We start from the raw sequence: 14,457 nt of genomic DNA on the forward strand, positions 1-14,457 counted from the left end.
AACTTATATAATTTTCAAAGAGCGAGCAATTCTATGAAAAATCAAGCTATTTTTTCATATCAGCTTAACAGATTCGATATAATTACCGCACTTACTATAATAACATATGATTCAATATTATTCCAAACCCTCTTTCAGTAAAATTAATTAGTAATTTTTTCATCAAATGTGTAAAAACAAGAAAATTCTACTCTATGGACTGTTAGTTTTATTACACTTATAAAGTTATAAATTTACTTAAGTTTATTAGAGTATACTCATAAAATATACTGATATAATATAAAAATAAATAACAAAAATTTTTAACATATTGTTTTACAAATTTAAATGGAGTAAGAAATAATTCTTACTCCATTTTTACATACTTTTTATTATTCTTATATTTACAATTAATAGTGGTATTTTATATATGTTTTCATTAATTTAGACATCAACTCAGACTTCATTTAACTTTTATCTATCATTTTAACTTATTTTATTATACAATTTCATAAAGATATTTTCTTATTTCCTTTTCAACATTATCACATTTATTAATTCTTTGAATAAAGTATAAAACTATCATATTACTTTCCGGATCAATGATAGACTCTGTTCCAGCCCATCCTCCCCAACCAAACTCGCCTATCCTGCCTGGTGTATTTGCTAATTCTTTATCCTTTAGTACTCTTACAAAAGTACCATACCCATATCCTTTTAAATCTTCCCAATCATAACTTTTTAATTGTTCTTCGTTCAAATGATTAGTTCTCATAAAGTCTATTGACTCTTTGCTTAATATTATATTACCTTTGTAAACTCCATTGTTCAGTATCATTGTATCAAAATGTAAATAATCATCAAGTGTTGAAACTAATCCTGCTCCACCTGATTGAAAACCTGGCAATCTATTTTGCCTCATTATAGCTAAGTTATATCCCTGATATGGCCTTAGTTTAGGCTCTTCTTCAAAATATTCATATACCTTTGCAAATCTTTCCCACTTTTCTTCCGGAACATAAAAATCTGTATCTATCATTTCTAATGGTATAAAAAATTCCTCTTTTAAAAACTCTCTATATTCTTTTCCTGAAATAACTTCAATTACAGCTCCAAGAATATCTGCCGAAAAACCATAAGCCCATTTTTCTCCTGGTTGGAATTCTAAAGGAACTTGTCCTAATTTATTAGCAAATTCTACTGTAGTTAACGGCTTCCTCATTAATTCTTTTTCAATTGCTTCATCAACTACTTTATTAGTAATTTGTCCGACTTCGCTATCACTTGGATATGCCACACCAGAAGTCATAGTTAAAAGATCTTTTATTACAACATCTCTTTTAACAGGTTCTAAAATCCCATTTACTAAAACCTGTTGATTTTTGAAGCCATCTAAAATACTACATACTGGCGTATCTAATGTTAATTTTCCTCTTTCTATTAATAGCATTGTCGCTGCTGCTGTAACAGGCTTAGACATTGAATATATGTTATAAATAGTATCCCTTTTTACTTTTGTTCTTTCCTCTAAATTAGAATACCCAAATTGTTTATTATAAATTTCTTTTCCATTCTTAATGGCGCAAATACTTACCCCTGCTAGATTTCCAGATTTTAATTCGTCATTTACTATTTTTTCAATTCTCTCATTCATTCCTAATCACCCTTATTTTAATGCATATTACTTTTTAGTCTTAAACTGTTTTATTAGTTATCAGATAAAGGTATTCCATCAGCATCAGTTGTTATTGTAGTTCCACATAAAATAAGTATTCCCTCAATGAATCCCCAAAGACTTCCTGCACCACAAGTTAAAATTGTTACTACAATTTGTATAATACCAATTCCTATATACCCTAAATAAAATCTGTGTATTCCAAGTCCACCCACTAATATTCCTAATATTCCTGCTGCAATTCGTGATTTTGGTCTTCTAACAACATTATTATAATTTTGATTATAATTAGGGTTATTATTATAATTGTGGTTATTATATCCTTGATTATTATTGTTAGTATTGTAATTGCCTTGATTATTATAATTATTAGAATAATTTTGATTGCTATTAAATCCATTATCCTCATTTTGATTTATATCATCAGTATAATCTTCAAAATTGTTTCCACAATTATAGCAAGTAGTGCCATTTACTTTAACACCACATTTATCACAATATCCATTTCCATCTCCAGCTTTAAATCCACATTTAAAACAAAAGTTAACACCTTCATTTAGTTTCTCTCCACAATTTTTACAATACATATTGCTTCCCCCTTAAATAAGTATGTAAATATTATACAGCATTATCAAAAAAATTATCCATATATTTTTACATATTTATCTTAGCTCTTATAGAGTACTTCAATATATATCATAGTTACTAACTATAGTAGTTCACCTAAACCTAATAATTCAGTTTATTTTATTACCATAATAACAAAAAACCTAGAATATTTTTACCTAGGTTTTTTGATGTATTTTATATTAATTTATTCACTTTTTATTCTTCATTTTCTTTAGCCAATATTTATTTCATTTCTTTTACTTCTTTTATTTCAGCTAAAACACCTCTTATGCTTGCAAAGATTATCTTATTCTCAATCCCTTTAGTTGATTTGATATGTTCTTCTACTCTTTTTATTGTCATATCTATATCTCCATTTATTGGATTAGATAACATCTTTAAATCATCAAGCATATATTCAACATTGTTAAGATTAATTTCACTTCTTCTTACTAATGTATATAACTGATAAATATCAACAATTAAAATTCTTATTTTATCAAAATAATTATCAATTTCTTCAGTAATATAATCAGCATTATTAGCTGATATTTTCTCTTCTATCATAGTGCTTACTAGTAATAACGTATCCATTTCATGCCTATTATCATTTTCATTCTTTGCTTTTTCATATACTTCTTTTAGCATCCCATCAATTACATCTGTATACATTTCTGATAGTTCATTATTAGCATCTTTCATTTTTACCGGTAGTACAAATCTATTAATTATAATCCCAATTATTGTTCCTAATATAACAAATACTATTCTATTAATAGTTAATACTACTGCTCCACCAGACATGGCAACAGACCCAATTGCACATATTGTAGTATAAATAGTTCCATACCTATATGTAAATGCATATGATCTTAAATAACCTGCTGCCATTATTATTAACACTCTGACTAATGTATTTGTAAATATAGTGAATAATAAAACTACAATGACTCCCCCAACAAGTGTTGCAAACATCCTGTCTTTAATCTTTTTCTTAGATAATTCATATATAGGAATTATTATAGCCATCGCTGTGAAGTAAATCCATTTTCCTTCTGAAAATTTAAAATAATCTGCAATAAAAGCTGAGATAGCCACACCTAATGATACCCTAACAGCATAAGAAAATTTTACTGACTTTTTATAAAATTCTTTCTTATGAACATTAACCATTTTATAGTCTTCCGGTATATCACCATTAGCTTCTATCTTATTATAATTTTCTTTACCTAATAATTTTAATTCTTCTAATGATATCTTCAACATATTAATAGTATTTAATATTCTTAAAGTATCTAAGCCATGTATATTATCATCCTTATATTTATTTAATATATTAGTTATAATATCATTAACATTATTCAAATTATCTTCTTTTCCTAAACTACGCTTTACTTCTTGTAAACAAATTGATAAATCCTCTAATACATATTTATTATCAATATCTTTATCTAATAAATTTGATAGCTTTTCTAAGACCACAACAATATTTAATTTTATCCTACCTTCTTCCGTTACATAAAATTCATCTTTTCTATTATCATAAATAATTTTTCTAAATTCAGTAGAATTAATTTTAATTGATTTATTAATTTCTTGTTTATTTAAACTTTTATCATTTATTTTTTTTATAAGATCATCACAAATACTACCTATTAATTTATTTCCAACCTTAGTAGTTTTATTTTTGTTAACAATAAATTGTATTAACATAATTCCAATTGGAGCTACTAAAAGTGAAAGTAATCTCATTGGTAATTCCTTTGCAGTAATTGGAGTAGCTAATAGAAATAAATATTGTAATGAAAATGGTAAATAAACTGGTGACTTTAAATTATAATAAAATGTATAAATTATTATAAATATAGCTATAAAATTTAGAGGTATAGCCCCCCATACATTAAGATTTGCTAAATATGTAAATACTCCAATTCCTATATTTATTACAATTAATTTAAATAAGTTTTTTACTGGAGAAATAGTAAGATTAACTTGTGTCAACATTAAAATTGCTGTTATTCCCATTACTCCCACCAATGTGTTTTTATCTCCAAAAATAGTTTTAAACATTATTACAAATGCCATTATAAAAACATATAAAACAGTTTGTGATATAATAAATTGTTTTGTTATTTTTTTTGGTTCTGCCAAAATAATCTCTCCCTTTCCAATTAGATATACAAGAGGCAATACTACTCTAATTTGTAACCTATATCAATTTTGATATTTAGCAAATTCCCTTTAAATTTATCCTTTTCTATATTTAATAAACGGTTTCAAGCAAATTATTATATTATATAAAAATATTACCATCCTTACGTTTATACTTTTCTCCACTATTTTAAATTTTATACATAGCTAAAAAAGATGGCCTCTAAAATATAGATACCATCTTTTAACCTATCTTAAATTTAAATACATTAATCTATAATTTTTCTCTTCTTTTTGAAGACTTTATAAATAACTCTTGAAGTCCTTCTTTATCATCTTTCTCTAAACAAGCCTTAATTTTATCCAATTCAGCTTCAAAATTATAAATAGTTTTAAGTAAATTTTCTTTATTTCCTAAAAACAATTGACTCCATAAAGATTCATTAATATTTGCAATTCTAGTTAGATCCCTATAACTATCCCCTATAAACTCTCCTGTATTTCTTCCTTCAATATCACTATTTATAAGAGCTACTGCTAAAGCATGAGGCAACTGACTAGTAAATGCAATCATTTCATCATGATACTTTGGACATATTCTTTTAACATGTTTAAACCCCATCTTGTATGCTAAATCTTCAATTAAATTTATATTTTTATCCTTATTTCTATCAATAACTGTAATTAAGAAATTCGCCCCTTTAAAAACCTGATTAGTTGCATAGTCTATGCCTTTTTTCTCTCTACCCGCCATAGGATGTGCAAAAACAAAATCAATTTTATCTGGTAATATCTCAATTATTTCATTTATAAATAACTGTTTAATTCCAGTTACATCTGTTATTATTGTCCCATCTTTAAAATACTCTTTATTTTTTATAATAAAATCTTTTACTAGATTAGGATAAATAGCTAAGACAATTAAATCAGCGCTTTGAATTATATCCTTCCCATCTTCATAACCTTCTTTAATAATTCCTAAAGCCTTTGCCTTTTTTAATGTTTCTATATTTTTATCTACACCGTAGACTTCACTATATCCTGCTTCCTTAAGTGCCATTGCATATCCACCACCAATAACACCAAGACCTACAATAACTATTCTCATAATGCCCCCCATTTTAATTAGTTAATAGTTTTGAGTTAAAAATTAGTAGTTAAAGATATTTAAGAAACTCCTAAAAAAGTTTCATCCTTAACTACCAATTTATAACTATTAACTCTTAACTATAATGTTTTTCCTTCTATTTCAGCTAAAACTTTTACTTTCTTCATCACCTTATCAAATAAAGCTGGTTTAAGTGATTGTTGTCCATCACTTAATGCACATTGAGGATTATTATGAACTTCTATCATAAGTCCATCTGCTCCTGCTGCTATTGCTGCTTTTGCAAGTGGCTCAACTAAGTACCAATATCCTGCTGCATGACTTGGATCTACTATTACTGGTAAATGTGATAGCTTTTTAATTACTGGTATAGCGCTTAAATCTAAAGTATTTCTAGTGTAAGTTTCATATGTTCTTATTCCTCTTTCACAAAGAATAATATTTTCATTTCCACCAGCCATTATATATTCAGCACTCATAAGCCATTCTTCAATAGTAGCAGATAAACCTCTCTTAAGTAATATTGGTTTATTAGTCTTTCCCAATTCCTTTAATAAATCAAAGTTTTGCATATTTCTAGCACCAACTTGAATTACATCAACATTATTTACAAATTCATCTATATATTTAGTAGACATTATTTCTGTAACTATCGGTAAACCAGTTTCTTTTTTTGCAACTTTTAATAATTTTAATCCTTCTAGCTCTAAGCCTTGGAAGCTATAAGGTGAAGTTCTTGGCTTGAAGGCTCCTCCTCTTAAGAAATTTGCCCCTGATTCTTTTATAGACTTAGCTATTTCAATTATTTGCTCTTCACTTTCAACAGAACATGGACCTGCCATAATTCCAAGATGGTTTCCACCAACTAAAGTTCCATCTACGTTGACAATTGTATCCTCTGGTTTAAATAATCTATTTGCTTTTTTAAATGGCTCTTCTACTTTCAATATTTTATCTACACCATCAAAAGATAGTATTTTATCTGGATCTATAATTCTAGTTTCACCAACTACACCTATAATACAAAAAGTTGATCCTTGAGAAAGGTTAACACCTAACCCCTGTTTAGTTAATTCATTTTCTACAGCCTTTACTTCTCTTTCGCTGCATTTAGGATTCATTACAATAATCATTTCTACCATACCTCCATACTTCATTTAGTTAATAGTTTTGAGTTAATAGTTAATTTCTTAATAATATATTTTTCTAAAGCCTGCTCAAGCAGAATTTATTCCTTAACTTTTAACCATTACCTATTTACAACTTTTGCTATTTTATTAACGACCTCTTCTAGGCTTCCTGTATTTTCAACTCTATAATCACAGTATTCTTTATATAAGTCATATCTTTCATCATATAATTTATATAATACTTCTTTACCATTTGCTAGTAAAGGTCTCTTTTCAACTTCTATATCTCCTAATATATTTTCTACTGGTCTATCAATAAAAACAACTATAGAATTTTTCTTTAAATATTCTATATTTATACGCTTCTTTACAACTCCTCCACCTGAAGAAATGATAGTTTTACTTCTCTCTCCAAGCTCTTTGCAAGTTTCGGTTTCTATATTTCTAAAATAATCTTCACCATTTTTAAATAACTCTATAATAGTCTTTCCTTGATTATCTTCAATATAAAAATCCATATCTATAAATTCATAATTCAATTTATCTGAAAGTAAATTTCCTACCGTAGTCTTTCCACATCCTGGTAACCCTATCAATGTAATACTTTTCTCCATCTCCTTCATACCTACACTCCTACTACTTAAAATCTTTAGATAAATCATCGTATATATAATTTATCAACTCTTCACTTATTTCCCTATCATTAAATATAGCTTGACTTTTGACTGCTTGCCCCACTAGCATATGTAATCCACCTATAGCAACTTTTCCTTCTTCTGTTGCAAATTGAAGAAATTTAGTTTGTGTAGGATTATATACTAAATCTACAGCTACATCAAAATTTTTAATTACCTCTTTACTAACTGCAGAATTATCAACATTTGGAAACATTCCAACAGGAGTTGTATTAATAATTAAATATCCTTTTATACTATTTAATTCATTATAATTAATAATACTTATTTTCTTATCTATTTTATTTAAATTAACACTTTCCGGTGTTCTACTTACTATATATATCTTTTCTACTTCATTATCCAATAAATAAGTAATAACAGCCTTACAGGCACCACCAGATCCTAAGATAACTGCAGTTTTATTTTTTACATTTATATTCTTACTCTTAAGCATAACTTTAATGCCAAAATAATCAGTATTATATCCATAAAGCTTATTTGCTTTAAGCATTACTGTATTTACCGCACCAATTCTAGCTGCTTCATCTGAAATATAATCTAAGTATTTCATTACACTTTCCTTATATGGAATTGTAACATTAAAACCTTTTATCTTAAGCAATTTTACCGCTTCTACAAAATCATTTAATCTATCTTTTGGAATTTCAAATAATTTATATGCACCTTCAGTTTTATTTTTTTCTAATATTATTTTATTGATTCTCGGTGATAAGCTATGACTCAACTTTTCCCCTAATAATCCATAGAACTCCATTTAAACACCACCTTTGGGTTAGTTAAGAGTTAATAGTTTTTAGTTAATAATTTAGGATGAAATTCTTGCAGAATTTCTAACTATATTTCTAAATTATTAACTGTTAACTATTAACTAAATTACAGCTTGTTAACCTTCTTATAGCTTCCAAGTAATTTAAAATATTCACTATTTTCTTCAATTAACCTAATTGCCTTTTTAACATCTTCATTTTCTATATTGCCTTCAAAATCTACATATAAAAGATATTGCCAAGGTTCATTCTTACTTGGTCTAGATTCTATTTTAATCATGTTAATATTATTTTCTGCAAAGTGTCTTAGAAGATTATACAAAGTACCTGACTTATCATCTAAAGAAAATACTACTGTAATCTTATTACAATCTTTTGATGATTCTAGTTTTCTTCCTACTATAATAAACTTTGTATGATTATCATCTTTATCATTTATTTCTTTTTGGATTATATCTAAATCATATATCTTAGCTGCTCTTAAGCTTGCGATTGCAGCTTTTGATTTATCATTTAACTCTGATATATACTTGGCACTGATTGCTGTATTATGAAAGGGAATAAGTTTTAAATTACTATAATTACTTAAAAATTCTTTACTTTGTTCAAATCCTTGTGGATGTGAATACACTTCCTTTATATCATTAATCTTAGTATCCTTTACCCCTATTAAATTTTGGTCTATCTTTATACATTCTTCACCAACTATATAAAGTCCATACTTAACTAATAAATCATAAACACTTGTTATTGCACCTGTATATGAATTTTCAATAGGTAATATTCCATAATCTATTTCATCATTCTTTAATGCAGAGAATACATCTTCAAATTCTTCATAATTATTATTTTCATGGTTCTCTCCAAAGTATTTAATCATTGCTTCTTCGCTAAAAGAACCCTTTACTCCTTGATAACCAATTCTAATATTATTTAAACTTCTTTTATCTTTATTAACTGAAATAGTATCTTCTATTTTACTTATAGTATCATCATTATTTTCTTCAAAAATATCTGCTTGAAGCTTTCTACTTAATGCCATTAAATGATTAAAGAAGTTTTCTGTAAGCTTTGAATACTCTTTATTATTTAATCTATCAACATTCTTTTTTATAACTTCCACTTCTCTTGCTTCATTAAATATAGGAAGATTATTTTCAATCTTATATTTAGCTACATTTATTGCTACATTCATTCTCTTTTCAAATAATTGAACCAACTCTTTATCTATATTGTCAATTTCTTTCCTGCATTCTGAAAGATCCACATTAATCACCACCCTTTGTTTAGTTAGGAGTTTTTAGTTAAGAGTTAATGAAGAAACTCCTTAGGAAATTTCTAAAACATATTTTTTAAATTCACCTTAAACTAAATTTATCCCTAAACTCCTAGCTATTAATTATTAACTAACTCAAGAATTCCTATTGCTGCTACTGCTTCTATAACTGGAAGTGCTCTTTGTACTATACATGGATCATGTCTTCCCTCTATATTTAAAGTAGTTTCTTCCATAGTTTCTATATTAACAGTTTTTTGTTCCTTAAATATTGAAGCTGTTGGTTTAATTGCAACATTAAATACTATTGGCATTCCATTAGTAATACCACCTAAAATTCCACCATTGTTATTAGTTCTTGTCTTGATAATTTCACCATCTAAGTAGTATTCATCATTTGCTTCTGAACCTCTCATTTTAGAAATATCAAAACCTCTTCCAAATTCAATACCTTTAACTGCTGGAACTGAAAACATTAAATGTGCTAATGTGGATTCTACTGAATCAAAAAATGGATTTCCAACTCCTGGTTTTACACCTAAGATAGCACATTCTATAGTTCCCCCTATAGAATCTTTATCACTTCTTGCATTCATAATTTCTTCTCTCATTGAAGCTTCTAAATTAGTATTTATTAATGGAATTTCCTTTCCCTTAAATGAATTTAATAACTCATCATTTATATCAGTTTCTAAAAAACTTTTATCTTTTATGTTACCTATAGAATTAACATGTGCTGCAATTACTATTCCTTTTGATTCTAATATTTGCTTACAAATAGCTCCTGCAAATACTAACGGTGCAGTTATTCTTCCTGAAAAATGCCCTCCACCTCTATAATCATTAAATCCATTATATCTTATAACTCCAGTATAATCCGCATGTCCAGGTCTCATCACATCTTTAAGCTTTGAATAATCTTTAGATTTAGTATTAGAATTTCTTATAATTGCACAAAGTGGTGTTCCTGTTGTTTTTCCTTCAAAATATCCACTTAATATTTCTGGAACATCTCCTTCTTTTCTTGGAGTCGATAATGGACTTTTACCTGGTGCTCTTCTTGCCATTTCTACCATTATCTTATCAATATCTATTTCAAAGCCAGAAGGTAATCCATCAATATTGATTCCAATTGCATTTCCATGAGATTCACCAAAAATAGATACTTTTATGTTATTTCCCCACATTCCACTCATGAATATCTCCTCCTAAAGTTCTAAAATCATCAAAGAATCGTGGATAAGATTTTGCTATACATTCATAATCTTTTATTACTATTGGCTCTTCACATCTTGTAGAAGCAATTGCTAATGTCATTGCTATTCTATGATCCTTATGACTCCATACTTCTACATTACCTTTTAATTTTTCTACTCCTGTAACTAATAATCCATCTTCTTTTTCTATTATCTTAGCTCCTAATTTATTAAGCTCAGATGTTACTGCTGCAAGTCTATCACATTCTTTTATTCTTAATCTACCTGCATTTATTATTTCTGTTATACCTTTTGATAAAGCTGCTACAGCTGTTAATACTGGAATAATATCTGGACATTGACTTCCATCAATTATTGTAGCAATTAATTCACCATTAATAATTCCCTTAACATCAGTATCCTTTGAATTAAATACAACATTCATTCTTTCTAAAATATCTATTACTTCCTTGTCACCTTGAAGGGAATTTAAATCTAAATCCTGACATAAAACATTATTTCCTAACGCATCTGCACAAAGGAAAAATGCAGCTTGGGAATAATCGCCTTCAACTCTATAATTTCTAGCATTGTATTTTTGATTTCCCTTAATAATAAATTCTCTATAATTATTATTAATTATTTCAACTCCAAAATCACTCATTGCTCTTAATGTTAAATCAATGTATCCCTTCGATTCCATTTCAGTAGTAATGATAATTTTAGAATCTCCATTTAATAATGGTAATGTAAATAATAAACCTGTAATAAATTGAGAACTAACATTACCTTCAACTTCAAATACTCCTGGTTTTAACTTTCCATTAATAATTAAATTAAGATTTCCCTCTTCATAAGAATATTCAATTCCTTGATTATCAAATATATTATAATAAGTAGTTAATGGTCTTTTTCCTAAGTTTCCTTTACCAATAAATTTACTCCTTCCACTAAATAGTAATGATATAGGAACTAAGAATCTTAAAGTTGATCCTGATTCGTTACAATCTATAATTCTGAAATCTTTAGCCTTTTTAGGCACTCCATATACTCCAATTACTTCTAAATGATCTTTATATCTAACTATTGTAGCTCCTAAAGACTTCATTGCATCAATAGTTGCTATAATATCATCTGAATAATCTATATTTTCTATAATGCTTAATCCTTCACTTAAAGCTGCACAAATAATAGCTCTATGAGCCATACTCTTTGATGGTGGTATTTTAACCTCTCCCTTAAGCCTTGAAGGATTTATCTTTAAATTTGCCATGTGCTCCCCTTTCTGTTAGTTAAGAGTTTTGAGTTAATAGTTAATAGTTTAAGTTTGAAACTCCTTAAGGAGTTTCTTAATAATATATTTTTCCAAAATCTGTCCAAACAGACTTTATTCATTAACTCTTAATTATTAACTATCAATTTTTAACTATCTAAGACTATTAACTATCTAAACCCCTTAACTAAAAAAGCTTGTTGTTGTTTTATATATTTTTGAATTACCTATTTCTTTTAATATTATGAGATTTAAGTCATTTCCCATTTTCTTTTTATCTAAGTTAATAGCCCCTAATAATTCTTTTAAATCAACATCCATTTTATAAGGAAGATTATATTTAACTAAAATATTTTTTATTCTCTCAGCAGTTCCTTCCTTTGTTAAACCTTTTGCTTCACTAACCTTAGTTATTTCATACATACCAATTGCTACAGCTTCACCATGACTATATTTTTCATAATTATAGTGTTGCTCAATTGCATGAGCTAATGTATGACCAAAGTTTAAAAGCATTCTTTCACCTTTATCTTTTTCATCATTTTCTACAACTGCTCTTTTAATATCACAACATCCATGAATAATCTGTTCCATACAATTCATTAAATGTTGATGATTTTCTACTTTTTCTAATAAGTCAAAAAACTTACTATCTTTAATACAACCATATTTAATAACTTCACCCATTCCATCTATAAGAAATCTATTATCTAATGTATTTAATACTTCTGGATCTATTAAGACACATTTAGGATGATAAAAACTTCCTACTAAGTTTTTACCTCTTTCTAAATCTACAGCAACTTTTCCTCCAACACTACTATCAACTTGTGCTAAAAGTGATGTTGGTATTTGAATAAAGTCTACTCCCCTTAAATATGTAGAAGCTACAAATCCAGTTAAGTCTCCAATAACTCCTCCACCTAATGCAATTATTAAATCGCTTCTAGTTAAATTAAAATCTAAAAGTGCATCATATACAGTAGGTAATGTATTAAAGTTTTTAGTCTTTTCCCCTGGTTCTAAAGATAATAACTTAACTTCAAAATCTTTATTCTTTAATGAAGATACAACTTTATCACCATAATACTTATTTACATTATCATCAGTAACTATAAATATTCTTCTACCGTTATAAACCTTACTAACTTCTTCTGCTACTCTATTAATAACTCCATTTTCAATTATTATAGGATAACTTCTTTCCTTTAAATCAACTACTAATTCCATTACATCACCCTTCCATTAGTTAAGAGTTAGTAGTTTTTAGTTAATAGTTAAGGATGAAACTCCTGTAGGAGTTTCTTAATAATATATTTTTTAAATTCAGCTCTGCTTAATTTCTCCCTTGAACTATTAACTCATAACTATTAACTCTTAAATCTTCTTCCTCTTGCTGTTTTAAATTTCTCTTCCTACAGCAGCTGCTATTAGCTTTAAATCTTCCATCAATTTTGCAAATACATCAGGCTTAATTGATTGCTGACCATCGCATAATGCCTTTTGAGGATCATTGTGTACTTCTATTATAAGGCCATCTGCTCCAACTGCAACAGCTGCTTTAGCAAGTGGTTCAACCATCCACCATTTACCTGCAGAATGACTCGGATCAATAACTACTGGTAAGTGGCTTAATCTTTTAATTGCTGGTACTGCACTTAAATCCAAAGTATTTCTTGTATATGTTTCAAAAGTTCTTATTCCTCTTTCACAAAGAATAACTTTTTCATTACCTCCAGCCATAATGTATTCAGCACTCATTAAAAGTTCTTCTATTGTTGCTGATAAACCTCTCTTTAATAATATAGGCTTATCAATTTTACCTAATTCCTTTAATAAATCAAAGTTTTGCATATTTCTTGCACCAACTTGAATTATATCAGCCTTTTCAACGAATGTATCTATATCATATGGTGACATTAACTCTGTCACAACTGGCAAGCCAGTTTTAGCCTTTGCTTCATTTAATAAATCTAATCCTTCATATTTTAATCCTTGGAAGCTATATGGTGAAGTTCTTGGTTTAAATGCTCCACCTCTTAAGAAACCAGCTCCATATTTTTTAACTTCTTCTGCTACTAATTTAATTTGCTCCTTACTTTCAACAGAACAAGGTCCAGCTATAACTGCAATTTTATTTCCACCTATTGTATGTCCATTAACATCAATTACTGTATTTTCTGGATGGAATAATCTATTTGCCTTTTTGAAAGGTTCTTGGACTTTCATTACTCTTTCAACATTTGGATTTGCTTCAATGTATGAAGGGTCTATTTTAGTTGTATCCCCAACTAGCCCTAAAATACTCATTTCCGTTCCTGTAACAGGATTAACAGTAACCCCTAAAGATTCTAACTCTCCTGTTAATTTTTTAATTGCTTCATTGCTTGTTTTTGGTTTTAAAATTACTACCATTTAAATTGCCCCCTTTAAATTACTTATGAGTTAGTAGTTTTAAGTGAGTAGTTTTACTCTCTTATATACTATTCTACTTAATAGTTTATATATGAAACACCTTCTCCCTTTAGGTCGAATGTGTAACTTCAACTTGCCAAATTGGAAATTTGGGGTTTCAGTTATGAAACACCTTCTCCC

General features: G+C 27.8%; 12 protein-coding genes. All 12 read right to left on the bottom strand.

Features of this window, described 5'->3' with window-relative positions; all coding sequences use genetic code 11:
- Positions 1 to 478 precede the first annotated feature (478 nt).
- Positions 479 to 1,633, bottom strand: a complete 1,155-nt coding sequence (locus HCG70_RS11955; RefSeq protein ID WP_221697818.1) for a serine hydrolase — start codon at positions 1,631 to 1,633, stop codon at positions 479 to 481.
- A gap of 53 nt (positions 1,634 to 1,686) precedes the next feature.
- Positions 1,687 to 2,241 carry a TM2 domain-containing protein gene (locus HCG70_RS11960; protein ID WP_221697819.1) on the bottom strand — a complete coding sequence of 185 codons (555 nt, stop codon included), beginning with the start codon at positions 2,239 to 2,241 and terminating at the stop codon, positions 1,687 to 1,689.
- A 265-nt stretch (positions 2,242 to 2,506) separates the two neighbouring features.
- Positions 2,507 to 4,414: an FUSC family protein gene (locus HCG70_RS11965; RefSeq protein ID WP_078061401.1), complete on the bottom strand. Its 1,908-nt coding sequence runs from the start codon at positions 4,412 to 4,414 to the stop codon at positions 2,507 to 2,509.
- Positions 4,415 to 4,688: 274 nt separating this feature from the next.
- Positions 4,689 to 5,522: a prephenate dehydrogenase gene (locus tag HCG70_RS11970; RefSeq protein WP_042402145.1), complete on the bottom strand. Its 834-nt coding sequence runs from the start codon at positions 5,520 to 5,522 to the stop codon at positions 4,689 to 4,691.
- A 119-nt stretch (positions 5,523 to 5,641) separates the two neighbouring features.
- On the bottom strand, positions 5,642 to 6,655 hold the full coding sequence (gene aroF / locus HCG70_RS11975; RefSeq protein WP_042402148.1) for a 3-deoxy-7-phosphoheptulonate synthase: 1,014 nt from the start codon (positions 6,653 to 6,655) through the stop codon (positions 5,642 to 5,644).
- Positions 6,656 to 6,771: 116 nt separating this feature from the next.
- Positions 6,772 to 7,266 (bottom strand): shikimate kinase, encoded by a 495-nt coding sequence (locus HCG70_RS11980; RefSeq protein ID WP_042402181.1) that lies wholly within the window; start codon positions 7,264 to 7,266, stop codon positions 6,772 to 6,774.
- A 22-nt stretch (positions 7,267 to 7,288) separates the two neighbouring features.
- Complete coding sequence (gene aroE / locus HCG70_RS11985; protein ID WP_042402151.1) at positions 7,289 to 8,104, bottom strand: shikimate dehydrogenase; 816 nt, start codon at positions 8,102 to 8,104, stop codon at positions 7,289 to 7,291.
- Positions 8,105 to 8,223: 119 nt separating this feature from the next.
- Complete coding sequence (pheA, locus tag HCG70_RS11990) at positions 8,224 to 9,384, bottom strand: prephenate dehydratase (protein ID WP_221697820.1); 1,161 nt, start codon at positions 9,382 to 9,384, stop codon at positions 8,224 to 8,226.
- Positions 9,385 to 9,512: 128 nt separating this feature from the next.
- On the bottom strand, positions 9,513 to 10,589 hold the full coding sequence (gene aroC, locus HCG70_RS11995) for a chorismate synthase (RefSeq protein WP_042402158.1): 1,077 nt from the start codon (positions 10,587 to 10,589) through the stop codon (positions 9,513 to 9,515).
- Entirely contained in the window at positions 10,567 to 11,862 is a 1,296-nt protein-coding gene (aroA, locus tag HCG70_RS12000; protein WP_042402161.1) for a 3-phosphoshikimate 1-carboxyvinyltransferase, read from the bottom strand. The genes aroC and aroA overlap by 23 nt, the downstream gene beginning before the upstream one ends.
- Positions 11,863 to 12,045: 183 nt before the next feature.
- Positions 12,046 to 13,092 carry a 3-dehydroquinate synthase gene (gene aroB / locus HCG70_RS12005; RefSeq protein ID WP_042402163.1) on the bottom strand — a complete coding sequence of 349 codons (1,047 nt, stop codon included), beginning with the start codon at positions 13,090 to 13,092 and terminating at the stop codon, positions 12,046 to 12,048.
- Between the two features lie 171 nt (positions 13,093 to 13,263).
- Positions 13,264 to 14,277, bottom strand: coding sequence for a 3-deoxy-7-phosphoheptulonate synthase (gene aroF, locus HCG70_RS12010; protein WP_042402166.1), 1,014 nt, complete (start codon positions 14,275 to 14,277; stop codon positions 13,264 to 13,266).
- Positions 14,278 to 14,457 lie beyond the last annotated feature (180 nt).

Origin of the sequence: Clostridium sp. K04 (assembly GCF_019734375.1) — a bacterium.
Lineage (GTDB): Bacteria > Bacillota > Clostridia > Clostridiales > Clostridiaceae > Clostridium > Clostridium saudiense.